The organism is Micromonospora aurantiaca ATCC 27029, assembly GCF_000145235.1.
Classification (GTDB): Bacteria; Actinomycetota; Actinomycetes; order Mycobacteriales; family Micromonosporaceae; genus Micromonospora; species Micromonospora aurantiaca.
The window spans coordinates 1,189,744-1,212,263 of record NC_014391.1 but is presented as its reverse complement, the minus strand read 5'-3'; the positions used below and the strand labels follow the sequence as shown (position 1 = coordinate 1,212,263).

Here is a 22,520-nt window from a genome sequence, read left to right as displayed (position 1 = left end):
CGGCAGGCGTGACCGAGCGCCCACCCGGTGCGGCGGCGCGCGCCACGCCGGGCCTGCTCGGAGGTCATGGGAGGGTAGTCGGACGGCCGGCGGAAAAAGTTCCCGGCGTGTGCGGGACCACGGAATGGGTCGAAGGACCCTGTCCCCTCCAGGTACGCCGCGTAACCTCGGGTGACGTGATCCCCGGCCCGCGCGACACCGCCGCCGACCGCCCCGAGTCGGCGCCCGACGCTGCCCGGGACGCGGCCACCGGCTGGGCGCTGGCCGCCCGCGACGGGAACCGCGACGCGCAGGCCGCCTTCGTCCGGGCCACCCAGGCCGAGGTGTGGCGCTTCGCCGCCGCGCTCGTCGACCCGGACAGCGCGGACGACCTGACCCAGGAGACGTACCTGCGGGCGTTCCGGGCGCTGTCCGGCTTCGAGGGGCGCTCCAGCGTGCGTACCTGGCTGCTCGGCATCGCCCGGCGGGCCTGCGCCGACCACCTGCGCACAGTCGTGCGCCGCCGCCGGCTCGACGCGCGGCTCGCCGCCCAGGCCGCCACCGACCGCCCCTACCCGGACCCGGCCGGCCAGCTCGGCGCCACCGACCTGGTCCGCCGGCTACCAGCCGAGCGGCGCTCCGCGTTCGTGCTCACCCAGCTGCTCGGCCTGTCGTACGCCGAGGCCGCCGACGTGGAGGGGGTGCCGGTGGGCACCATCCGCTCCCGGGTCGCCCGCGCCCGCGACGAACTGGTCGACGCCGTCGGCGACACACTGGCCGGATAGCGGGAACCTTTCGTGGCGCTCGGACGACGAATGACTGTGACCCCCTCCCCCTCCCGGGCCGGCCGCTGGCAGGCCCTGCGGCCCTGGCTCGGCGTCGCGGCCCGCCTCGGACTGGCAGCCGTGTGGCTGATCGCCGGCGGCACCAAGGTCGGTGACCTGGCCGCCTCGGGCCGGGCCGTGAACGCGTACCAGGTGATGCCGTACGACGTGGCCACTGTGATCGGCGCGGCGCTGCCGTTCGTCGAGCTGGCCCTGGGCGTCCTGCTGCTCGCCGGGCTCGCCACCCGGATCAGCGCCGGCGTGTCAGCGGCACTGCTCGTGGTCTTCATCGCCGGCATCGCCTCGGCCTGGGCCCGTGGCCTGGCCATCGACTGCGGGTGTTTCGGCAGCGGCGGGCAGCTCGCCGCCGGCCAGACGCCCAGCTACCTCCCGGAGATCCTCCGGGACCTCGGGTTCCTGGTACTCGCCGGGTTCCTGCTGATCTGGCCCCGCACCCCGTTCTCCGTGGACGGGTGGCTGGCGGGCGACGACACCGTGGAGGACACCGATGAGTAGTCGCAAGGGGCGCAAGGACGCGGCCCGGGTCGTACGCGAGCAGATCGCCCGGGAGAAGCGGCGCAAGCGGACGCTCTGGACCTCGATCGCCGCGGTGCTGGTGCTCGTCATCGCCGGTGGCATCGGCTGGGCGGTGCACTCCAGCCAGAAGTCCGACGAGTTCACCGCCCCGCCCGGGGCCAACAACGCCGGCACCGGCATCGTGCTCGGCACCGGACCGGTCACCATCGACCTGTACGAGGACTACCTCTGCCCGGCCTGCAAGCAGTTCCAGCAGATCAACGGCGAGACGCTCAACCAGCTCGTCAGCGAGGGCAAGGCCAAGCTGGTGTTCCACCCGGTCGCGTTCCTCAACCGCTTCTCCACCACTGAATACTCCACCCGCTCCTCGGCCGCCTCCGGCTGCGCCGCGCAGGGCGGCAAGTTCCGCGAGTTCACCGACCAGCTCTTCGCCAAGCAGCCGCCGGAGGGCGGCGCCGGGCTCAGCAACGACGAACTCGTCGACATCGGCGCGGGCGTCGGGCTGAACCGGGACGAGTTCGCCTCCTGCGTCTCCGACGGCACGTACCGGTCGTGGACCGAGCACGTCACCGACGAGGCGAGCAAGTCCGGCGTGACCGACACCCCGACCATCAAGGTCAACGGCAGTGAGCTCCAGGACCGCAGCCCCGAGGGGATCAAGTCGGCGGTGGAGGCGGCCGGCAAGTGATCGCACCCCTGCGCCGGGCCGCGCTGGTGCTCGTCGTCGCGGCCACCGCACTGCTCACGCTCGCCGCGCCGGCCGCCGCGCACGGCGCGGACGCGCCCGACGGCACCGACTACCGCGCCACGATCAGCGGCGTCGACCCCGACCGCCCCGGGCTCACCGCGCGCATGGTGGAGGCCGGCGCGCGGCTGGAGCTGACGAACGACACCGGCGCCGAGGTCACAGTGCTCGGCTACTCCGGTGAGCCGTACCTGCGCATCGGCCCGGGCGGCGTGTACGAGAACACCCGCTCCCCCGCCTCGTACCTGAACCGGACGCTGGCCGGGGAGACCCGGCTGCCGGCCGAGGCGAACCCGGCCGCCGCGCCCGACTGGCGGCGGATCGACGACGGCCCCACCGCCCGCTGGCACGACCAGCGCACGCTGTGGCGGGAGGAGGCTCCGCCGGCCGCCGTCGCCGCCGACCCGGACCGGGAGCACCGGGTACGCGACTGGGCGGTGCCGCTGCGCGCCGGTGACACCACCGGAGCCGTACGCGGCACGCTGGACTGGGTGCCGCCGCCCGACCCGTACCCCTGGTGGGTGGCCGCCACGCTGGGCTTCCTGCTGATCGGCGCGGCCGGGCTGGCGCCCGGTGGCACCGCCGCCGGGGTGCGGGCGCTGCGCGCGGTCGGCGCCCTGCTCGCCCTGGGCGGCGCGGCGACAGTGGCGCTCACAGTCGCCCGCGCGCTGGACACCGGCACCCCCGGCGTCGGCGGAACGCTCGCCGAACTGGTCACCGGCCAGGTGTGGACGCTGCTCACCGGGCTCGGCGCGCTCGCCGCGGGCGGGTACGCGCTGGCCCGCCGCCCGGCCGCCGACTTCGTGCTGGCGCTCGCCGGCGCCTGCCTCACGCTGTTCGCCGGGGCGACGAACCTGGCCGCGCTGTCCCGCGCGATCCCCCCGGCCGCCGGCCCGGCCGTGCTGGTCCGGGTGCTCGTGGTGGTCGGCCTGGCGACAGGCGCCGGCGCGGTGGCGGCGGGCCTACTGCGCCTGCGCACAGCCGCAAGAGCAGCCCGCCCCACCCCCCACCCAACCCCCGTGCCCTGACCCCCGCCCCGCCCCGCCCCGCCCCGCCCCGCCCCGCCCTCGGCGAGATCTTGGTACCAAACGGCCCCTATAAGGGCCCTTTCCTACCAAGATCTCCACCGCTCCCACCATGCGGAACGCCAATCTCGCATAACGGGAGGCGCTCGCCACAGCAGCCAGCCGAACGAGGAACCTCCGCCCACCCACCCCCAAACACCGCGATCTCGCACCTTCCGCCCCGGCATCCACGGCGTTCACGACATCTCCGGGGCCGCAACGGCAAGATCACCGAGCGCTGCGAGCGCCGGGCACGCCCGAGTGGAACACCACGGGTGTCAAAACGCCCCCGACACACCCATCACGTTCCACTCCCGCCGCACTCACCCCTGGGCGACGTGATCTTGCAGTTGCCGCCCCGCGCGTGCGGCTTTTGCCCCGAAATACGCGGACGGAAAGTGCAAGATCGCGGCGGAGGAGGGCGGGAAGGGCGAGAGGGACGAGGGCCGGGTCAGGTTGGGCGGGGGGCGAAGCCGTAGGGGAGCTCCAAGCGGTGGGCGGTCAGCAGTGCCTCGTCGGACAGGAGGTCCGCGGTGGGAGCGTCGGCGACGATGCGGCCGCCGTCCAGGATCACCGAGCGGGGGCACAGCTCGGCCGCGTACGGCAGGTCGTGGGTGACCATGAGCAGCGTCACCGGCAGGGCGCGCAGGATCTCCGCCAGTTCCCGCCGGGCGGCCGGGTCGAGGTTCGACGACGGCTCGTCCAGCACCAGGATCTCCGGGCGCATCGCCAGCACCGTCGCCACCGCCACCCGGCGCCGCTGCCCGAACGACAGGTGGTGCGGCGCGCGGTCCCGGTGCTCGCTCATGCCGACCGCGGCGAGCGCCTCGTCGACCCGGGCGGCCAGCTCCGCCCCGCGCAGGCCCAGGTTGGCCGGGCCGAACGCCACGTCCTCGGCGACTGTGGGCAGGAACAGCTGGTCGTCCGGGTCCTGGAAGACGATGCCGACGCGGCGGCGTACCTCGGCCAGCGTGTCCCGGTCCCGGCTGACCGTCAGGCCGCCGACGGTCACCGTGCCCTCGGTCGGGGTGAGGATGCCGTTGAGGTGCAGCACGAGCGTGGTCTTGCCGGCGCCGTTGGGTCCGAGCAGCGCCACCCGATCGCCGCGCGGCACGGTCAGGTCCACGCCGTGCAGGGCGACGTGACCGTCCGGGTACGCGTACCGGACGCCGTTGACGTCGAGGGAGGGCTGCTGCTGCACGTACCCGATCATTGCAGGACGAGCGCGACGGCGGCGATGGTGGCCGCGATCGCCGGCACCGTCGCGGCGGCCGCCCACTGGCCGGCGGTGGCCGCGCCGGCCCCCTGCCACACCGCCGGCATCCGGCCGGTGTAGCCACGGGAGAGCATCGCCAGGTAGACCCGCTCGCCGCGCTCGAACGCGCGCAGGAACAGCGCGCCGACGCCGGCCGCGAAGCCGCGCAACTGCCACAGGAACCGCGGGTCGTCGCCGCGCGACACCCGCGCCACCCGCATCCGGCGGGCCTCGCCGACGAGCACCTCCAGGTAGCGCAGCATGAACGTGGCGATCTGGGTGAGGATCTGCGGGCACCGCAGCCGGTCCAGGCCGAGCAGCAGGTCACGCGTCGTCGTGGTCGCCGCCAGCAGGAGCGACGCGAGTACGCCGAGCGTGCCCTTCGCCAGGATGTTGAACGCGCCGTGCAGCCCGTCCACGGACAGGGCGAGCCCTGCCACCTCGACCCGTTCCCCCGCCCCGAGGAACGGCAGGGCGAACGCGAACAGCACGAACGGCAGCTCGATCAGCGCCCGGCTGAGCAGCCAGCGCGGGCCGACCCGGGCCAGCGCGGCCACCACGGCGACCAGGAGCGCGTAGCCGCCGAAGGCCCAGTACGCCTCCCGGGGCGTCGCCACCACCGCGACTGTGAACAGCACCATCGCGGCGATCTTCACCTCCGGCGGGAGGCGGTGCACCGGCGAGCCGGACTCGCGGTAGAGGACGTGCGCGTGCCCGGCGCCCATGGTCAGCGGGTGCCGGTGGACGGGGTCGCTGCGTCGTCCACCGGGTCGGCGCTCGCGGTGGTCGTGTCAGGCGCGGCGGGGCCGGCGGGCGCGGCGGGCGTGGCGGGGCCGCGGCGGCGGGCCAGCCAGAACAGGCCGCCGCCGAGCGCGAAGGTGAGCAGCACACCGAGGACGCCGGACAGGCCGGTGGACAGGAAGTCGTTGCCGATCCCGCGTACGCCGTAGTCGGCCAGCGGGCTGTCCGCCAGCTCGTGGTCCTTGGCCTGCTGGGCCGGGCAGCTGCCGCCGGTGATCTCGTCGTCGGCGTTCACAGTGCAGCCCTTGAGCAGCGACGAGTCGAGGCCGTCCGGGTGCGAGGAGGCGTAGTTGCTGACCACGCCGGCCAGCACCAGGGCCACCAGCAGGCCGCCGAGCAGGAACGGCCAGTGACGCTTGCTCATCGGGCACCTCCGGCGACCGGGACGGCGGGAGCCGGCGTGACCGGCTTGAGGGCGCGCAGCGCGTACACCAGGTCGGGCCGGACCTTCGCGACGGTGACCACCGTGGTCGCGGTGATCAGGCCCTCGCCGATGCCGATGAGCAGGTGGGCGAAGGCCATGGTGCCGGCCAGGCCGGTGAGGTTGCCGCCGAGGTCGGTGGTGCCGCCCAGCCAGTACTGGAGGACGAAGCCCTGGGACGCGACCACCACGCTGACCAGCGCGGACACGAACGCGGTGACCGCCAGCCCGGCCGGGGTACGCGGCAGTACGCGCAGCAGGAGCGCGATCAGCAGGTACGCGGCGGCGGTGCCGAGCAGCGCCATGTTGGTGATGTTGAGGCCGAGCATCGCCACCCCGCCGTCACCGAAGACCAGCGCCTGCACGATGAGCACCACGGCGACGCAGAGCGCGCCGACCCACGGGCCGACGAGCAGCGCGGCCAGCGCGCCGCCGAGCAGGTGACCACTGACCCCGGCGGTGAAGATCGGGAAGTTGAGCATCTGCACGGCGAAGATGAACGCCGCCACCAGCCCGGCCATCGGGGCCAGCCGGTCGTCGAGGTCGGCGCGGCCCCGCATCACGCAGAACGCGAGCGCGGCGAGGGCGAGAGCCGCGAAGATCGCGGCGACCGGACCGTTGATGATCCCGTTGGAGATGTGCATCGCCAGGGTGTCCACGGGCTCAGCGTATTTCCAGGAAGGCACTGTTGCCAATATCTGGCAACAACCTCATGATGGCCGTCACCGCGCCCGCGCGTCGCCGCCCGCCCACCGCACCGGCCCGGCGGTATCGTCACCGCCATGACCGACCGCCTCAAGCCCGGCGACCCCGCCCCCGAGTTCACCCTCCCCACCGACGACGGCGGCACGCTGTCCCTGTCCGGCCTGCGCGGCCGCAAGGTCATCCTGTACGCGTACCCGGCCGCCATGACGCCCGGCTGCACGAAGCAGGCGTGTGACTTCCGGGACTCGCTCGTCTCCCTCCAGGCCGCCGGCTACGAGGTGGTGGGCATCTCGCCGGACAAGCCCGCGAAACTCGCCAAGTTCCGCGACCGGGACGCCATCACGTTCCCGCTGGTCTCCGACGAGGACAAGGCGGTGCTGACCGCGTACGGCGCGTTCGGCGAGAAGCAGATGTACGGCCGCACGGTCACCGGCGTGATCCGCTCGACGTTCGTGGTGGACGAGGACGGCAAGATCGAGCAGGCGTTCTACAACGTGCGGGCCACCGGCCACGTCGCCAAGCTGCGCCGGGACCTCGGCCTCGACTGAGGTCGTCGCGCGGCGCGCCCCGGTCGCGGCCCGGAGTACACACGGCTCCGGCGCGACACTCTAAACTCAGCGGGTCGGCGGGAGTGGCGGAACGGCAGACGCGCAGGCCTTAGGAGCCTGTGTCCGAGAGGACGTGGGGGTTCGAAACCCCCCTCCCGCACCATCAGCGGTGTCACCCGCATCACGAACGCGGGTCCGGGCCGCGTCGCCACGCGCAGGATGGCGTCGTGGACCTGCGTTTCGTACTCGACCCCGACCTGACCCCCGAGCTGCGCGAACAGATCATCGCGCTCTGGGTGGACGTGACGAACGCCGGCGGCGCCGTCGGCTTCGTCGCCCCGGTGACCGCGGACGAGGTACGCCCGCTCGCCACCTCGACACTCGACGAGGTGGCGGACGGGCCGGACCGGCTGCTCGCCGGCTACGAGGGCGAGAAGCTGGTCGCGGTGCTGGTCATCGCCGACAACCGGTTCCACCTCAAGACGCACTGGCGGGTGCTCAAGCGCGTCATGGTGCACCCGGACACGCAGGGACGCGGCCACGGCGCGGCGCTGATGCGCGAGGCCGAACGGATCGCCCGAGGGCTCGGCCTGGCGGCGCTGCACGTGACGGTCCGCGACGGCCTGGGCCTGGACGGCTTCTACAAGCGCCTCGGCTACCGCGAGATCGGCCGCCTCCCCGCCGCGCTGCGCCTGTCCCCCACCGACGCCCGTGACGAGATCCTCATGTGGCTCGACCTCCCCACCGCCCCCTGACCCGCCCCCGCCCCGCCCTGCCCCGTCGATCTTGCACTTTCCGCCCCCGCAAAAGCCGCATCCAGGTCAGGTCGAGGGCCACAAGTGCAAGATCAGCGCTGTGGGCTGGTCGCGAGGCGCCCGCTCGCCCGCCCTCGGCGATCTTGCGGTTGCGGCCCGGGCGAAAGGTGCGTAGGCGGCAACAGCGGGGCCACAAGTGCAAGATCGGCGAGCTGAGGGCTCGGCAGGAGCCCTGGGCGGGTCAGGAGCAGGGCGCCTGGGTGGGAGGGGCGGCGGCTGCCTGCACCAGGGGTTCCGTTGCGGCTGAGGTGGGGGCGTCGGGGGTGGGCGACGGCGTGAGGAAGGTCGGAGGGCTGGGGGTGGGGGTCCTGGGTGTGGGGGTCGGCTTCTTCGGGGTGGGTCTGGGGGTGGCGGGATCGGCGCCGTACATGCGCGTCTTGCTGCGCTGCACCTGGCCGGGGAGCATCCGGATACCAGTTGCTGTCGCGCGGTGGCCGTACACGTCGGTGACCCGGATCTCGTACGGGCCGGGACCGGCCCCGGACGCGATCAGCCAGTAGTTGTAGTCCTGCCGCTGCGCCGCCCGCCACGAGCCGTTCTGCCGCACCTCGACCGAGCGCAACGGGTTGCCGTGGTCACCGACCAGGACGGCGAACCACCACTGCGACGAGCCCTCCTTCATGCGGAAGGTGAGCGGGCCGGACAGCCTCGGGTTCACCACCGCGCGGTAGCTGACCTTCACCACCCCCTGTACCGGGTCGGCGATCCGGGCGAACGCCTCGGCGGAGAGGTCGAGGTGACCGGGCGCGCACTCCGGGCACTGGTCCATCACCAGCACCCGGACGGTGCCGCGTGGGCCGGTGACGTCGAGGAAGCCGCCGCAGGAGGCGCCGGAGGCGTACTCGCTCGGGCCGAGCGCGACGTACATCCGGTCGGCGGGCGCAGCGGGCCGGGAGCAGTTGCCGCCGGCGCCCTCGGAGTCGTAGAAGGTGGCCTTGCCGCTGTGCGTCGCGCCGCCGACGGGCGGGGCGGCGCAGGCGGGGGCGGCGCCTCCGCGTACCGCGAGGGTCACCGCGACCGCGGCGGCGACTGTGACCAGACCGGCGGCGGCCAGGCGGCGACGGCGCGTGGCGGCGCGGCGACGACCGTCCGGGGCGGCGGGTCCGGGCGGGTCGCCGGCTGTCGGCGGGTGGGGTGCGGTGCCGTCGGTCACGCCGGTCGATGCTGCCGGACCGGCGTGCCACCGGACAAGCGAGCTAAGCGAAAGCTAAACCGGGCGCAGCGTACGGGCGGTGGAGACGACACCGGCCAGCCCGCCGGCGAGGTCGGGGTCCTGCCGCAGCGAGTCCTCCAGGCGGACCCGCCAGACGCCGGTCTCGACCGGCAGCCGGGCGTCGCCGGCCCAGCGGACCCGGTCACGGGTCTCGTCCAGGGCCACCGCCGCCGCGGGGCCCATCAGGGCGCCGAGTTCGCCGCGCAGCCAGCCGAACAGGTGCTCGTCGTGGATCGCCCCGCCGATGACCCGGGCGGCGTCCCACGCCACCCGCGGTTGGTGGACAACCTGCATCTCGACTCCTCGGTCGATGTGGCATTCCTCACCATCATCGATCCGGCGGCCGCCCGGCGGCAAGGCCCGGAACCGGCCACCTCGTCGCGGCGGTCCCGCGCCGCCGGGGCGTCACCGTCCGGGCGCGGGTCCACACGGTACGACGTGACTCAGTAGCATCGCGGCATGTCAGATCGCCACCAGCTCACCGATTCCGACCCGCGCGCGCAGGGCTCCGATGTGGAGCCGGGCGGGCCCGCGGAGGAGGAGCGGCCCCGGCGCCGCCGGGGCCGGCGGATCGCCCTGATCGTGCTGCTGGTGGTGGTGCTGCTGAGCGGCGGCACCGCCCTGGCCGGCGGCCTCTACTACCGCTCGGTCGACAAGTCGATCGAGCGGGTCGACGCCTTCGAGGGCGTGCCGGAGGAGTCGCGCCCTCAGGTCGAGGCCAAGGGTGCCATGAACATCATGATCCTGGGCAGTGACTCCCGCGACCCGGAGAGCACCGGCGGCTCGCGCAGCGACACGATCATCCTGGCCCACCTGCCGAAGGACCGGTCGAGCGCCCAGCTCATCTCGATCCCCCGCGACACCTGGACGGCCGTCCCGAAGTCGAAGGAGGGCCGCGGCGGTCGCGACGCGAAGATCAATGCCGCGTACGCCTGGGGCGGTGTGCCGCTGATGGTGCAGACGGTGGAGAAGTTCAGCGGCGTACGGGTGGACAACGTGGCGATGGTCGACTTCGCCGGCTTCAAGGAGATCATCGACGCGCTCGGCGGTGTCGAGATCGACGTGGAGAAGGGCTTCACCACGAAGTACTCGCTGATCGGCACGCGGACCTTCGAGAAGGGCCGGCAGACGATGGACGGGGCCGCCGCGCTGGACTACGCGCGGGAGCGGCACGCCTTCCCGGACGGCGACTTCGCGCGGATCCGGCACCAGCAGCAGGTGATCAAGGCAATCCTGGACAAGGCCGCCTCGGGCGGTGTGATGACCAACCCGGCCAAGCTCAACTCGTTCGTCCGTGCCACGTCCGACTCGGTGGCCGTCGACAAGTCACTGTCGCTGGTGGATCTGGCGATGGAGATGCGGGGCCTGCGCGGCGGCAACCTGACGTTCTTCACCTGCCCGGTCAAGGGCACCGGCCGGGTCGGCAGCGAGAGCGTCGTGTTCCCCGATCCGGCGCGCTCGAAGACGCTGTTCGACGCGGTGCGCCGCGACTCGGTCCCCGAGATCCTCGCCATCAGCGGAAAGTAGGACGTCGATCTGCCATGCCGGTGCTGGCGGCGGGGCGGGGTCGCTCGTATCCTGCGATCGCCGTCGGTCTCTGTATCCGGGCCGGCGGCGTCACGGGGGAGGATCGACCATGCCACGCCTGCCGGCGTTCGAGCATCCGTCTGCGCCGCCGTCCGGTGTGGCCATGAACAGGCCGATGGACAGCGGCATGGACACGACCACGGTGCTGCCGTACGCGGGGTCGCGGGCATCGACGCGTACCCGATGGTTGCGGGCCTGGATGGTGACCGCGCCCATCGACGTCGCGGCGCTGCTCACGCCGCTGCTGCTGACCCAGAACTACTGGCGTGGCACGTTGTTCAACGCCGCGCTCACCGTGGGCCTGTTCGCCGCGGGCGGGCTCTACCGGCCGCGCCGGCACATCAGCATCCTGGACGAACTGCCGAGCCTCGGCGGCCGGTTGCTGGCCTCCGGCGCGGTGGGGGCGATCATCGCAGCGCTGCGGCACGACTCGGTGCCGTACGTCAGCGGGTTCATGCGCGGCGTCGCGCTCTCCGCCGGCCTGGTGATCGTCGGGCGGGCGCTGAACAGCCGGCTCATCCTGCTGGCCCGCAAGCGCCGGTGGGTGGAGCACAACGCCATAGTCATCGGCGGCGGGCCGATCGGCGGCGAGCTGGCCCGGCTGCTGCGGCGCTACCCGCAGTACGGGCTGCGGTTCGTCGGCGCCGTCGACGCCCCGTCGCGGCCGCGGATCGGCGCGTTGCCGCTCATCGGCACGATCGACGACCTGGAGAAGCTCGCCGAGATGCTGGAGTGCGAGGTCCTGGTCATCGCGGACCCGGACTGCTCCGAGGCCGACCTGATGGAGTCGCTGCTGCGTCCGGCCAGTTCGCGCTGTGACCTGTGGGCGGTGCCGCGCCTGTGGGGGTCGCGGTCGCAGGGCGGCTATCCGGACCACATCGGCGCCATCCCGATCGTCAAGATCGGCGACACCACGCTCACCGGTCCCCGGTGGCGGCTCAAGCGCGCCTCCGACGTGGTGTTCGCGGTGACCGCCCTGCTGGTGCTGAGCCCGCTGCTGCTGCTCTGCGTCGTCGCCACGTTCCTCGACGGCGGCCGGGGCGTGTTCTTCCGTCAGGAGCGCATCGGCCGGTACGGCAAGCCGTTCCACGTGATCAAGTTCCGGTCGATGCGCCCGGCCGACGAGCTCGAGTCGCAGACCACCTGGTCGATCGCGCACGACGAGCGGGTCGGCCCGATCGGGCGGTTCATGCGGCGGACCTCGCTGGACGAGCTGCCGCAGCTGTGGAACATCCTGCGCGGCGAGATGAGCGTGGTGGGGCCCCGGCCGGAGCGGCCGTACTTCGTGGAGAAGTTCTCCATGGAATACCCGAGGTACGCGATGCGGCACCGCGTACCGGTCGGACTCACCGGGCTCGCTCAGGTCAGCGGGCTGCGCGGGGACACGCCGATCTCGGACCGGGCGCGGTTCGACAACTACTACGTCGAGAACTGGTCGCTCTGGCTCGACATCAAGATCGTGCTGCGTACCGTCACCGAGGTCATCCGGGGCGGCGGCCGCTAGCCGCGGTCGCCGGTCAGCGCCTGCGCCAGGTCCGCCCGCCAGTGGCCCGGCGGCGGCAGCTTCGCCGCCGACCAGCGGCCGTGCGCCAGCACGCCGTACCGGGGGCGCGGCGCCGGGCGCGGGAAGCGGTCGCTCGTCGTCGGCCGGACCCGGTCCGGGTCGAGACCGCGCAGGGCGAAGACGGCGCGGGCCAGGCCGTACCAGGTGGTCTCGCCGGCGGCGGTGCCGTGGTACGTCCCGGGTGCCGCGTCGCCGGCGAGCGCCGCGTCGGCGAGCGCCACGAGACGCTCCGCGAACCGGTACGACCAGGTGGGCTGGCCGCGCTGGTCGTCCACCACGTCGAGCCGGTCGCGTTCGGCTGCCAGCCGCAGCATGGTGGTGACGAAGTTGTGCCCGTGGGTGGCGTAGAGCCAGGCGGTACGCACCACGTACCCGGTCTCCGGCAGCAGCCGGGCCACCGCCCGCTCCCCGGCGAGCTTGCTGCGCCCGTACGCGTTCACCGGGCCGGTCGGGGCGTCCTCCGGGTACGGCTCGGTGGCGTCGCCTGCGAACACGTAGTCGGTGGAGACGTGCACGAGGCGCGCGCCGGACCCGGCACAGGCGTGGGCCAGCGCGGCGACCGCGTCGCCGTTCACGGCTGTGGCGTCCCGCTCGCGGGTCTCGGCTCCGTCCACGTCGGTCCACGCGGCGGCGTTGAGCACCACGTCGTGGCCGCCCACCGCGTCCCGGACCGCGTGCGCGTCGGTGACGTCGAGGTCGGCGCGGCCGGCGGCGGTGACGGACAGGTCCGGCCGGGTCCGCAGCACGGCGAGCAGGTCCCGCCCGAGCATCCCGCCCGCGCCGGTGACCAGGATCCGGGTCATTCGGGGCCGGCCGTCTTCAACGGCTCCCACCAGGCCCGGTTGTCCCGGTACCAGCGGACCGTCTCGGCCAGGCCCCGGTCGAGGTCGATGCTCGGGGCGTACCCCAGCTCGCTACTGATCTTGCCGATGTCCAGCGAGTAGCGGCGGTCGTGGCCCTTGCGGTCGGTGACCGGCACGACCCGGTCCCAGCCCGCGCCGCACGTTGCCAGGAGCCGCTCGGTGAGCTGCCGGTTGGTCAGCTCGGTGCCGCCGCCGATGTGGTAGACCTCGCCGGCCCGCCCCTTCTCCTGCACCATCGCCACGCCCCGGCAGTGGTCGTGCACGTGCAGCCAGTCCCGGACGTTGCCGCCGTCGCCGTAGAGCGGGACGGTGCCGCCGTCGAGCAGGTTGGTCACGAACAGCGGGACGACCTTCTCCGGGAACTGGTACGGCCCGTAGTTGTTGGAGCAGCGGGTCACCACGACGTCCAGGCCGTGGGTGCGGTGGTAGGACAGCGCCAGCAGGTCCGACCCGGCCTTCGACGCGGAGTACGGCGAGTTCGGCGCCAGCGGCCAGTCCTCCGTCCACGAGCCGGAGTCGATCGAGCCGTACACCTCGTCGGTCGAGACGTGCACGAACCGGCTGATGCCGTGCCGCAGCGCGGCGTCCAGCAGCGTCTGGGTGCCGAGCACGTTCGTGGTGACGAACGGGGCCGCGCCGGTTATCGAACGGTCCACGTGCGACTCGGCGGCGAAGTGGACGATCACGTCGTGGCCCGGCACCACCTCGTCGACCAGCGCCGGATCGCAGATGTCGCCGCGGACGAAGCGCAGCCGGGGGTCGTCGCGTACCGGTGCCAGGTTCGCCAGGTTGCCGGAGTAGGTGAGCTTGTCCAGCACGGTCAGCGCGGCCGGGTCCTCGACCGGCACCCCGGACGCGTCGCCGCCGGGCACGCCCAGCAGCATCCGCACGTACTCCGACCCGATGAAGCCGGCGCCGCCGGTGACGAGGATCCTCACGGATGGTGGAGTCTACGCCGTACCGGCAGCCCGGGCGGGACGTCGACGGGCCACGGGGGCGGCGGCGCCGCGGGTAGTCTCCGCGGGTGCGCGGAATCCTTCTCGCCGGTGGCACCGGATCCCGGCTCTGGCCGATCACCCGGGCCGTCTCGAAGCAACTGATGCCGGTGTTCGACAAGCCGATGGTCTACTACCCGCTCTCCACTCTGGTGATGGCCGGGGTGCGGGAGATCCTGGTGGTGACCACACCGGAGGACCGCACCCAGTTCGAGCGGCTGCTCGGCGACGGCAGCCAGTGGGGCCTGCGCCTGACGTACGCCGAGCAGCCCCGCCCGGAGGGCATCGCGCAGGCGTTCCTGCTCGGCGCCGACTTCGTCGGCGAGGAGGCGGTGGCGCTGATCCTCGGCGACAACATCTTCCACGGTGTCGGGCTCGGACGGCAGCTCGCGCAGCACGGCGAACCGGCCGGTGGGCGGGTCTTCGCGTACCCGGTCGCGAACCCGCAGGACTACGGCGTGGTCGAGTTCGACGACGCCGGCCGGGTGCTGTCGATCGAGGAGAAGCCGGCCCGTCCCCGGTCCCGGTACGCGGTGCCGGGCCTCTACTTCTACGACAACCGGGTGGTCGACATCGCCCGCAAGCTGACGCCGAGCGCCCGGGGCGAGCTGGAGATCACCGCGATCAACGAGACGTACCGGGCGTGGGGCGAACTGACGGTGACGGTCCTCGACCGGGGCACCGCCTGGCTGGACACCGGCACGTTCACGTCGATGATGCAGGCCGCCGAGTTCGTCCGGGTGATCGAGGAGCGCCAGGGCATGAAGATCGGTTGTGTCGAGGAGGTCGCCTGGCGGTCCGGGCTGATCGACGACGAGCGGCTGCGGATGCTGGCCCATCCGCTGACGCGTAGCGGTTACGGTGAATACCTGCTGGGCCTGCTGGCCGAGCGGTCCGGTTCGGGGAGCGCGTCGTGAAGATCCGTCCGCTGAGCATCGAGGGCGCCTGGGAGGTGACCCCGCGCCGGCACGGCGACGCGCGGGGCCTGTTCCTGGAGTGGTACCGCTTCGACCGGCTCGCCGAGGCGGTCGGCCGTCCGCTGCGGCTGGCGCAGGCCAACCTGTCCGTCTCGGCGCGGGGCGTGGTGCGCGGCATCCACTTCGCCGACGTACCGCCCGGCCAGGCCAAGTACGTCACCTGCGTACGCGGGGCGGTGCTGGACGTGGTGGTGGACGTGCGGGCCGGCTCGCCGACGTACGGCCGGTGGGAGGCGGTACGCCTCGACGACACCGACCGGCGGGCCGTCTACCTGACCGAAGGGCTGGGGCACGGGTTCTGCGCGCTCACCGACGACGCGACGCTCAGCTACCTCTGCTCCGCCACGTACAACCCGGCGGCCGAGCACACGGTGCACCCGCTGGATCCGGACCTCGGGATCGACTGGCCGGCGGCGACGCCGCTGCTGTCCGAGCGGGACGCGGCAGCGCCACGCCTGGCCGAGGCGCGCGCCGCGGGTCTGCTGCCCGGCTACGACGCCTGCCGCTCCTTCACCGAAGCGTCGGCGACCCGGCCGTCGGTCTGACCCGGCACCCCGGCCGGACGGCGCACCGTCGTCGCCCAGAGCGCCCGCACGTCCGCGCTCACCGGAGTGCCGGCCCGGCGGTAGCCGAGCACCAGCGCGATGCCGACCCCGAGCGCCAGACCGCCGAGCGCACCGCCGAGGGCGTACCACTGCCACCGCACCGGCTCGGAACGCGGCGGCGGCGCGGCGGCCCGGACCACTGCGACGTGGGCCTTGAGGCCGAGCCCGGCGGGCGGCAGGTCGCGCTCGGCGATCCGTTGCAGTTCGGCGACGAGCGCGGCGGCGAGCGCGGCGGCGGTGCCGGCGGACCGGTCGGTGACCGCCACGTCGATCGCCAGCGAGTTCACTGTGGACGAGGCGACGACGCGCCCGGCCAGGTCGTCGGTGGTGTACGGCAGTCCGAGCGAGTCGATCACCGGGCGGGTCAGCCGGGGCGTGTTCATCATGGTGGCGTACGTCTTGACCCGCCGCTGCATCAACCGGCCCGCCTCGTCGGCCGGCGGGCGGGGCTGGGGCGCGGCCGACTTCTCGGCGGCGAACGTGACGACCATCTGGGTCTCGGCCCGGTAGACCGGCGGCCGCCGTTCGGCGAGGACCCCGGTGAACGCGCCGCACAGCAGTGTCAGCGCCAGCACGATCGGCCACCGCCTGCCGATCGTGTCGCGGAAGTGGGCGAGGTCCACGACGCGTCACCCTACCGGCGGCGGGCCGTTGCGGGCGTACCCGCCCGCCGGGTCCGTTGCGCAACGGCGCTCATGTCGGGTAGAACAGGCCCGCACACATCCGCGCATCTTGGGGGAAGACGAGTGGATTCCGCGTGGCCGGCTCGCGGCCGGCGCCGGCGCCTGGGCGCCGGGTGTTAGGCCGGGTCCGGCGGATCGTCTCCCCCGAGCGTCTCTATCTGGCCGCCCTGGGCCTGACCGGGCTCGCCGCGCTGGTGTCGGTCACGTTGCCGGCTGCGGAACGCGGTGAACTCGCGGCGAACATGGTGAGCGCCACTGTGGGCGCGGCACTCGGCGGCCTGTCAGTGGACACGTTCCTGCTGTCCCGTCCGGCCGGCTGGATCATGTCGCGCGGCCGTCTGTGGATCGCCGGCATCCTCACCGTCTCGCTCGGCCTGACCGCGCTGGCCGCGGCGCTGCTGACCACGCTGGCCGGGCTGGGCAGCCACCCGGTCGGCATCGGTGCGGGCTGCGCGCTCACCGTGTTCAACGCGGCTGCGTCGCTCGGCCTGCGCCTCAAGCGGTTCTGGTTCGTCTACACCATGCGGGCACTCGGCGGCGCGGTGCTGGTGGCCGGGTACGGGCTGCTCTGGCTGGGCCACCGGCTCGACGGTGGCCTGTGGAGCGTGCTCTGGCTTGGCGTGCAGGTCGCCACCGCGACGGTGCTCGGGGTGGCGGTGCTGGGCTGGGCGCGGCGGTTCGGGCCGGTGCCGGCGGCGACGGCGGGGCGCACGGAGTACCGCGCCGACCTGCTCGCGGTGGGCCGGCTGCACGTCGGGGTGTGCGCGCAGATGCTGACGTACCGGCTGAGTCAGGTTCTGGTGGCCCGGTTCGCCGGCGCGGGCGCGCTCGGCGTGTTCGCGCTGGCGGTGGCGGCGCTGGAGTTCGCCCAGTCCGGCGCGGTGGTACGGGCGCAGCGGATCCTGGCCGAGCGTGACCCGGACGCGATCGGCGACCACGGCCGCGAGGTCGTGCGCTCGGCGCTGCCGATCGCCGCGCTCGCCGTGATCGGCCTGGCGGTACTCGGCGTGCTGGCGCCCGACTACCACGACGCCTGGATCTTCGGGCTTCTCCTGCTACCGGGGACGCTGGCGCTGTCGGCCGGCAAGACGTGGAGCGCGGCGCTGCTCAAGCGCGCGGGCGAGCAGGCCACCACCGCCGTGGCCCTCGTCACCATGTCGGTGTCGGTGGTGCTGTACGTTCTGCTCATCCCGTGGGCCGGCGCGCTCGGCGCCGCGGTCGCGTCGTCTGTCGCCTACGGCGTCTACGCGTTGCGCACCCGGCAGCGACTCCAGCGGTCCACGCACCTCCTCGTCAATCGGATGGCCTAGCGGTGGACGTCTCAATCGTCGTGTTGACCTGGGAAGACTTCGAGCGCACCGACGGCTGCGTCCGCTCGCTCCCAGAGGGTGTGGAAGCCGTCGTGGTGGACAACGGCAGCGCCGCCGAGATCAGCGACAGGCTGCGGGCCATGTGCGCCGAGACCGGTGCCCGGTACGTGCGCTCGGAGACGAACCTCGGCTACGCCAAGGGCATGAACCTCGGTGTCCGGCACAGCACCCGGTCCCGGGTGGTGCTGTCCAACAACGACATCCTGGTGCGGCCCGGCGCGATCGAGCGGCTGGTGGCCGAGTTGGACGACCCGGCTGTGGGCGCGGCGTTCCCGAAGGTGCTGGACGCGACCGGCCATGACCAGACCGCCGCCGGCCGCTTCCTCACAGTGGGCACCGGCGTCGCGCACGCCACCGGGCTCAGCCTGGTGTTCCCGAGGCTGCGGATCGTGGCCCCGCCGGAGCGTGGTGACTGGCTCTCCGGGCCGTTCGTGGCGATCCGGCGGGAGACGCTGGACCGGATCGGCGGCGTGGACGAGTCGTCGTTCTTCTACTCCGAGGACCTGCGGCTGTGCTGGGCGGTGCGCCGGCTCGGGCTGCGCCTGGCGTACCTGCCGGACGCCGTCGTCACCCACGAGGACGACGCGAGCGCGAAGCGCCGGTGGGCGGCCGAGGAGATCTCCCGCCGGCAGACCCGCGAGTTCATCCGGGCCAGCCGTGAACTGGCCGGATGGCGGGGCACTGTGGCGTGCTCCGCGTACACGCTGGGGGTGCTCGCCCGGGCGGCGGTGGGCGGCGGGGCGGCGCGGCGGGCGATCGCCCGCGGCGCCCTGGAAGGCATGGGCGTCCGATGAGGGTGCTGTTCGTCTGCACCACCGGCGGGTCGGGGCGGCGGCAGCTCGGCGGCGCCGAGCGCTTCCTGATCGAGATGCTGCCCGCGCTCGCTGCTCGCGGCGTCGACGTGGTCGCCGCCACCCCTGAGGACGAGGTGGCGGCGGCGTTGCGGGACGCGGGCGTGCCGTGGCGTCCGCTGGGCGCGGCCAAGCGGGTGGACCTGGGGTACGCGCGCGGCATCCGCGCCCTCGTCGAGGAGCTGCGGCCGGACGTGGTGAGCGCGCACCTGCTCTCCGCCGCGATGCACGCCCGCGCCGGCCTGGGCGTGCGGGGCCGCCGCACGCCCCTGGTGGTGACGCTGCACAACAGCCTCTGGCAGTACCGCGACACGGCGGAGACGCTGCGCGCGAAGGCCGCGGTGCAGGCCAACATCAGCACCGACCTGATGTTCCGGCGGCTGCGGCCGCACGCGACGGTCGCGGTCTCCGGCTTCGAGGCCCACGAGCTCCGGGTACGCGGGCGGATCCGCGACGTGCGGGTGATCCCGAATCCGCTGCCGGCCATCTGGCCGCAGGTGACCGACAGCGGTGGTCTCGCACCGGACGGCCCGGTGCGGGTCGGCTTCCTCGGCCGGCTGGAACGGGAAAAGGGCGCCGACCTGCTCGGGGACGTCGCCGCCGCGCTGCCGGACGTGGAGTTCCTGGTCGCCGGCGCGGGCACCGTCGACGTCGAGGAGCGGCCGAACCTGCACCTGGTCGGCCGGGTCGACGCCGCGCCGTTCCTGCAACGGCTGCACTGCCTGCTGGTGCCGTCCCGGGTGGAGGCGTTCGGGCGCAGCGCGCTGGAGGCGATGTCGCTGGGTGTGCCGGTGGTGCACTCGGGCGCGGGCGGCCTGACCGAGGTGACAGCCGCCGGTGACGGCGTGCTCGCGTACCGGGCGGACCTGACGCCGCCGGCACTGGCCGCCGCCGTGCGGACGGCCACCGACCCGGCCGCGTGGGACGAGCGGCGACGCGAGCTGGCCCGGCAGTACGCCGACCGGCACTCGTTCGACGGATGCGTGGACGACTGGCACGACCTGTACCGGACGGTCGCCCGTGGCACCCGCTGAGCGACGCCTCTGGTCGGTCGGGATCCCGTTCGCGCTCGGCGCGGCCCTGCTGCTGGCCACGCTCGACGCCGGGTTCGCCGTCGCGCTCGCGCTGGCGGTCGGCACGCTGTTCGCCGCGCGCCTGCGGATGTGGGCGCTCGCCGCCTGCGCCGCCGTCTGGACCGCCGCACTGCTGGCCGTACGGGTGTTACCAGGCCCGTACGACTCCTGGGCCGGTCGCGGGGTGCTGCCGGTGCTCGCCGGTTACGTCACGGTCTTCCTGCTGGCCTGGGCGGTGGGCCGGCGGCTGATCGACAGGCGGGACGAGGACGGCGACCGGTCCCGCCCGGCGCTGTCCTGGCCGTCCGAGCGGCGCCTGCTGACGTACCTGCTCGTGCTGCTCGGCGTCGCGGTGGTGACCGCGGCGATCCGGTTCCGGGGCACTGTGCCGCCGCTGCTCGCCGACAACCCGGACGCCGCCCGGCAGGTGCTGCGCGAGCAGTCGAACCTGATCATCGGACTGCTGTCCGAGGCGTGGACGCTCGGCATGGCCGTCTCGCTGCTGCGCGCGTTGTCCGCGCGCGGCCGGGCGCTGCCTGTCTACTACGCGCTCACCGCTGTCTTCACCGTCGGCGCCGCGCTCGGCGCGAGCAAGAACTCGGTGCTGGTGGGCATCGCGCCCGCGCTGATCGCGGCGCTGTCGGTCCGGCGTACCCGGGGACGGGCCGCGTCGTTCCTGGCCGCGCGGACGCCTGTGGTGCTGCTGATCGGCGCGGTGGCGCTCGGCGCGGCGGTGTTCCTCGGCGGGCAGCGCACCATGGCCGGCACCGGCGCGTTCGAGACCGAGTTCCGGGCCCGCTACGGCAGCAACGCGCTGACCAGCAGCGCCGGATCGCTCGACCTGTCGCTGAGTTCGTCCACCGAGACGTTCGGGCGGGTGTGGTCGCAGCGGGAGCACCTGGAACCCCGGTACGGCACGTACTCGCTGACGTTCCTCGGCTCCCGGGTCGAGCCGATCGTCGGCAAGGCGGACCTGTACGGCCTGACGTCCCAGCTCAGCCAGCCGTACCTGATGAACACCGCGACGTTCGTGGCCATCCCGCTGCTCGACTACGGCCCACTGGGCGCAGTGTTCTTCCTGGCCGCGCTGGGGCTGGCGGTGGGCGCGACCGAACGGTGGTTCGAGTTCTCCCGGGCGCCGGCCGGGCAACTGGCGCGGGCGTTCGTCGTCTACTTCGCGCTGTTCGGCGTCTACGAGCTGTATCCGCTGATCTATCCGACCTGGCTGAGCCTGGTGCCCGGCCTCTGGGTGCTGCACCGGCTGGGCAGGAGCACGGCATGACGTTCGACGGGCTCACAGTGGTCACCGTCCTCTACCGGTCCGCCGGCATGCTCGCCGAGACGTTGCCGACCTGGGTCCGCAGCGCCGGTGACCTGCCGGTCCGGTTCGTCTTCGCGGACAACTGGCCCTCCGACGGGTGCGCCGAGGTGATCGCCGGGCACCTGCCGGCCGACCGGTACGCGTACCTGCCCGACTCCACCAACCCGGGTTTCGCGGCCGGCTGCAACCGGGGGGCGGCGACGGTCACCACGAGTCACCTGCTGCTGCTGAACCCGGACGTGTGGCTGCCGGACGACGCGCTGGCCCGGATCTGCGCCGCCGTCGCCGCCGACCCGGACGCCCCGCTCGCTGTCGGCCTCGCCATGCGCGGCGGCGAGTACGTGGGCATCGACCTGAACCCGGTGTCGCTGTTCATCGACAGGCGGTCCACGGCGAGTCGTGCCCCGCTCGGCCCGTCCGGCGGCGCGGCGGTCTTCCCGGCCGCGCTGTACCGGCGCTTCGGCGGCTTCGACGAGCACCTGTTCGCCTGGGGCGAGGACGCCGACCTGGCGTTCCGGCTCTACGCCTCCGGGCTGCGCACGCGCGGGCTGGACGTGGTCCTGCCGCACGCGGGCGGCCACAGCGTGGACGGCGACGACCGGTTGCAGGGGTTCCGGGCGTTCCTGCTGGCCCGCAACCGGCTGCTGGTCGCGTCCCGCACGTTCACCTGGCCGCTGCTGCTCGTGGCCGTGCCGGTGCTGGCGCTCGCACACCTCGCGCTCGCCGCCCGGCGGATCCGGCAGGGCCTGCTGCGCCCGTTCCTGCGCGGCATCGGACGCGGGCTCGTGGAGGGGCCGGCGGCCCGCCGCCGCTGGACCGGGCCGCGGTTCGGGTTCGCGTCCCTGCTCGGCTACCTGACCGCTCGGAGGGCGTGATGACGGCACAGCCGTGGACAGTGGTGACTGTCAGCTACCACTCGGCGGACACGCTGCGCCGCTGCTGGCGCGGTCCGAAGCCGTACGAGTGGCTGGTGGTCGACAACGCCTCGGCCGACGACTCGGCGGCGGTCGCCGAGGAGCTGGGCGCGCGGGTGATCCGGCTGCCGGAGAACGTCGGTTTCTCCCGCGCCAACAACGTCGCGTTGCGCGAGGCGACCGGCCGGTACGTGCTGTTCGCCAACCCGGACCTGGAGGTGCGCCCGGACGACCTGGACGTGCTGGCCCGGCACCTGGACACGCACGGCGGACTGGTCGCGCCGCAACTGCTCGGCACCGACGGCACACCGCAGGCCAACGGGCGCGGCTTCCCGTACGCGACGGCGAAACTCGGCAACCGGAAGGTGTGGCCGCTGTCCCGGCTGCACGCCGCGTACCGGCTGGTGGCCGCGCCCGGCGAGACGCGCCACGTGGCCTGGGTGATGGGCGCGGCGGTGGCCGGCCGGACCGCCGACGTCACCGAGCTGGGCGGATGGAACGAGCGGTTCTTCCTCTACTACGAGGATCACGAGCTGGGGCTGCGCGCCTGGCGGAACGGGATGCCGGTGGCGGTGCTCGGTGACGTGCGGTGGACCCACCACTGGGCGCGCGCGACCAACTCGGTGCGCTGGTCCCGGGCGCACACGCTGGAGCTGCGCAGCGCCCGGACGTTCTTCGGCATGTTCCCGGAGTTCCTGGTCGGCCTGCCGCGACCGGCACGCCGGCACCGCCGGGCCGCCGGGCTGGTCGGCACGGCGGTCTCCGCCACTCCGTCCACGCCGGACCGCGCCGGCCAGTGATCGAAGCCGG

General features: G+C 73.6%; 25 protein-coding genes and 1 tRNA gene. 17 read left to right on the top strand and 9 right to left on the bottom strand.

Annotation, left to right across the window (positions count from 1 at the left end):
* Positions 1–176 precede the first annotated feature (176 nt).
* Genes MICAU_RS05975 through MICAU_RS05960 form a run of 4 tightly spaced genes read left to right on the top strand, consistent with a single transcriptional unit; the run spans position 177 to position 3,113 of the window.
* Entirely contained in the window at positions 177–764 is a 588-nt protein-coding gene (locus MICAU_RS05975) for a sigma-70 family RNA polymerase sigma factor (RefSeq protein ID WP_013284395.1), read from the top strand.
* Between the two features lie 30 nt (positions 765–794).
* Complete coding sequence (locus MICAU_RS05970) at positions 795–1,319, top strand: MauE/DoxX family redox-associated membrane protein (RefSeq protein WP_013284394.1); 525 nt, start codon at positions 795–797, stop codon at positions 1,317–1,319.
* Entirely contained in the window at positions 1,312–2,028 is a 717-nt protein-coding gene (locus MICAU_RS05965) for a thioredoxin domain-containing protein (RefSeq protein ID WP_013284393.1), read from the top strand. The genes MICAU_RS05970 and MICAU_RS05965 overlap by 8 nt, the downstream gene beginning before the upstream one ends.
* Positions 2,025–3,113 carry a hypothetical protein gene (locus tag MICAU_RS05960; RefSeq protein ID WP_013284392.1) on the top strand — a complete coding sequence of 363 codons (1,089 nt, stop codon included), beginning with the start codon at positions 2,025–2,027 and terminating at the stop codon, positions 3,111–3,113. Before MICAU_RS05965 ends, MICAU_RS05960 begins: the two co-directional genes overlap by 4 nt.
* 487 nt (positions 3,114–3,600) lie before the next feature.
* Here MICAU_RS05960 and MICAU_RS05955 read toward each other — a convergent pair whose 3' ends face one another.
* Genes MICAU_RS05955 through MICAU_RS05940 form a run of 4 tightly spaced genes read right to left on the bottom strand, consistent with a single transcriptional unit; the run spans position 3,601 to position 6,285 of the window.
* Positions 3,601–4,362, bottom strand: coding sequence for an energy-coupling factor ABC transporter ATP-binding protein (locus MICAU_RS05955; RefSeq protein ID WP_013284391.1), 762 nt, complete (start codon positions 4,360–4,362; stop codon positions 3,601–3,603).
* Positions 4,359–5,129, bottom strand: a complete 771-nt coding sequence (cbiQ, locus tag MICAU_RS05950) for a cobalt ECF transporter T component CbiQ (RefSeq protein WP_013284390.1) — start codon at positions 5,127–5,129, stop codon at positions 4,359–4,361. The genes MICAU_RS05955 and cbiQ overlap by 4 nt, the downstream gene beginning before the upstream one ends.
* 2 nt (positions 5,130–5,131) lie before the next feature.
* Positions 5,132–5,569 (bottom strand): PDGLE domain-containing protein, encoded by a 438-nt coding sequence (locus MICAU_RS05945; protein ID WP_013284389.1) that lies wholly within the window; start codon positions 5,567–5,569, stop codon positions 5,132–5,134.
* On the bottom strand, positions 5,566–6,285 hold the full coding sequence (locus MICAU_RS05940; protein WP_041798831.1) for an energy-coupling factor ABC transporter permease: 720 nt from the start codon (positions 6,283–6,285) through the stop codon (positions 5,566–5,568). The genes MICAU_RS05945 and MICAU_RS05940 overlap by 4 nt, the downstream gene beginning before the upstream one ends.
* Positions 6,286–6,408: 123 nt before the next feature.
* On the opposite strand from MICAU_RS05940, the gene bcp reads away from it, so the two are divergent.
* The 3 genes from bcp (at position 6,409) to MICAU_RS05925 (ending at position 7,634) form a co-directional block, all read left to right on the top strand.
* Positions 6,409–6,879 (top strand): thioredoxin-dependent thiol peroxidase, encoded by a 471-nt coding sequence (bcp, locus tag MICAU_RS05935; protein WP_013284387.1) that lies wholly within the window; start codon positions 6,409–6,411, stop codon positions 6,877–6,879.
* A gap of 77 nt (positions 6,880–6,956) precedes the next feature.
* Positions 6,957–7,042, top strand: a tRNA-Leu gene (locus MICAU_RS05930).
* Positions 7,043–7,106: 64 nt separating this feature from the next.
* Entirely contained in the window at positions 7,107–7,634 is a 528-nt protein-coding gene (locus MICAU_RS05925; RefSeq protein ID WP_013284386.1) for a GNAT family N-acetyltransferase, read from the top strand.
* Positions 7,635–7,875: 241 nt separating this feature from the next.
* Here the strand turns inward: MICAU_RS05925 and MICAU_RS05920 are convergent, their stop codons facing one another.
* Both MICAU_RS05920 and MICAU_RS05915 read right to left on the bottom strand, forming a co-directional pair.
* Positions 7,876–8,847: an expansin EXLX1 family cellulose-binding protein gene (locus MICAU_RS05920; protein ID WP_013284385.1), complete on the bottom strand. Its 972-nt coding sequence runs from the start codon at positions 8,845–8,847 to the stop codon at positions 7,876–7,878.
* Positions 8,848–8,901: 54 nt separating this feature from the next.
* Entirely contained in the window at positions 8,902–9,201 is a 300-nt protein-coding gene (locus MICAU_RS05915) for a hypothetical protein (RefSeq protein WP_013284384.1), read from the bottom strand.
* Positions 9,202–9,366: 165 nt separating this feature from the next.
* On the opposite strand from MICAU_RS05915, the gene MICAU_RS05910 reads away from it, so the two are divergent.
* Entirely contained in the window at positions 9,367–10,434 is a 1,068-nt protein-coding gene (locus MICAU_RS05910; RefSeq protein WP_013284383.1) for an LCP family protein, read from the top strand.
* A gap of 109 nt (positions 10,435–10,543) precedes the next feature.
* Positions 10,544–11,998 carry a sugar transferase gene (locus MICAU_RS05905; RefSeq protein WP_013284382.1) on the top strand — a complete coding sequence of 485 codons (1,455 nt, stop codon included), beginning with the start codon at positions 10,544–10,546 and terminating at the stop codon, positions 11,996–11,998.
* Here the strand turns inward: MICAU_RS05905 and rfbD are convergent.
* Positions 11,995–12,861 carry a dTDP-4-dehydrorhamnose reductase gene (gene rfbD / locus MICAU_RS05900; RefSeq protein WP_013284381.1) on the bottom strand — a complete coding sequence of 289 codons (867 nt, stop codon included), beginning with the start codon at positions 12,859–12,861 and terminating at the stop codon, positions 11,995–11,997. The genes MICAU_RS05905 and rfbD overlap by 4 nt on opposite strands.
* Complete coding sequence (gene rfbB / locus MICAU_RS05895) at positions 12,858–13,859, bottom strand: dTDP-glucose 4,6-dehydratase (protein ID WP_013284380.1); 1,002 nt, start codon at positions 13,857–13,859, stop codon at positions 12,858–12,860. Before rfbB ends, rfbD begins: the two co-directional genes overlap by 4 nt.
* Before the next feature lie 86 nt (positions 13,860–13,945).
* Between rfbB and rfbA the strand changes: the two genes are divergently transcribed.
* The gene (gene rfbA, locus MICAU_RS05890) at positions 13,946–14,833 is read left to right on the top strand and encodes a glucose-1-phosphate thymidylyltransferase RfbA (RefSeq protein ID WP_013284379.1); all 888 of its coding nucleotides are present in this window, start codon (positions 13,946–13,948) and stop codon (positions 14,831–14,833) included.
* On the top strand, positions 14,830–15,438 hold the full coding sequence (rfbC, locus tag MICAU_RS05885; protein ID WP_013284378.1) for a dTDP-4-dehydrorhamnose 3,5-epimerase: 609 nt from the start codon (positions 14,830–14,832) through the stop codon (positions 15,436–15,438). The genes rfbA and rfbC overlap by 4 nt, the downstream gene beginning before the upstream one ends.
* Here rfbC and MICAU_RS05880 read toward each other — a convergent pair.
* Positions 15,384–16,121, bottom strand: a complete 738-nt coding sequence (locus tag MICAU_RS05880; RefSeq protein WP_013284377.1) for a YveK family protein — start codon at positions 16,119–16,121, stop codon at positions 15,384–15,386. The genes rfbC and MICAU_RS05880 overlap by 55 nt on opposite strands.
* A gap of 173 nt (positions 16,122–16,294) precedes the next feature.
* Here MICAU_RS05880 and MICAU_RS05875 point away from each other — a divergent pair, with 173 nt between their 5' ends.
* Genes MICAU_RS05875 through MICAU_RS05850 form a run of 6 tightly spaced genes read left to right on the top strand, consistent with a single transcriptional unit; the run spans position 16,295 to position 22,510 of the window.
* On the top strand, positions 16,295–17,491 hold the full coding sequence (locus tag MICAU_RS05875) for a polysaccharide biosynthesis protein (protein ID WP_230651303.1): 1,197 nt from the start codon (positions 16,295–16,297) through the stop codon (positions 17,489–17,491).
* 20 nt (positions 17,492–17,511) lie between these two features.
* A complete protein-coding gene (locus MICAU_RS05870; protein ID WP_235437481.1) occupies positions 17,512–18,345 on the top strand; it encodes a glycosyltransferase in 834 nt (277 codons plus the stop codon).
* Positions 18,342–19,436 (top strand): glycosyltransferase family 4 protein, encoded by a 1,095-nt coding sequence (locus MICAU_RS05865; RefSeq protein WP_013284374.1) that lies wholly within the window; start codon positions 18,342–18,344, stop codon positions 19,434–19,436. The genes MICAU_RS05870 and MICAU_RS05865 overlap by 4 nt, the downstream gene beginning before the upstream one ends.
* Positions 19,423–20,757: a hypothetical protein gene (locus MICAU_RS05860; RefSeq protein ID WP_013284373.1), complete on the top strand. Its 1,335-nt coding sequence runs from the start codon at positions 19,423–19,425 to the stop codon at positions 20,755–20,757. Before MICAU_RS05865 ends, MICAU_RS05860 begins: the two co-directional genes overlap by 14 nt.
* Positions 20,754–21,671, top strand: coding sequence for a glycosyltransferase family 2 protein (locus MICAU_RS05855; RefSeq protein WP_013284372.1), 918 nt, complete (start codon positions 20,754–20,756; stop codon positions 21,669–21,671). Before MICAU_RS05860 ends, MICAU_RS05855 begins: the two co-directional genes overlap by 4 nt.
* The gene (locus MICAU_RS05850) at positions 21,671–22,510 is read left to right on the top strand and encodes a glycosyltransferase (RefSeq protein ID WP_013284371.1); all 840 of its coding nucleotides are present in this window, start codon (positions 21,671–21,673) and stop codon (positions 22,508–22,510) included. Before MICAU_RS05855 ends, MICAU_RS05850 begins: the two co-directional genes overlap by 1 nt.
* The last annotated feature ends 10 nt before the right edge of the window (positions 22,511–22,520 follow it).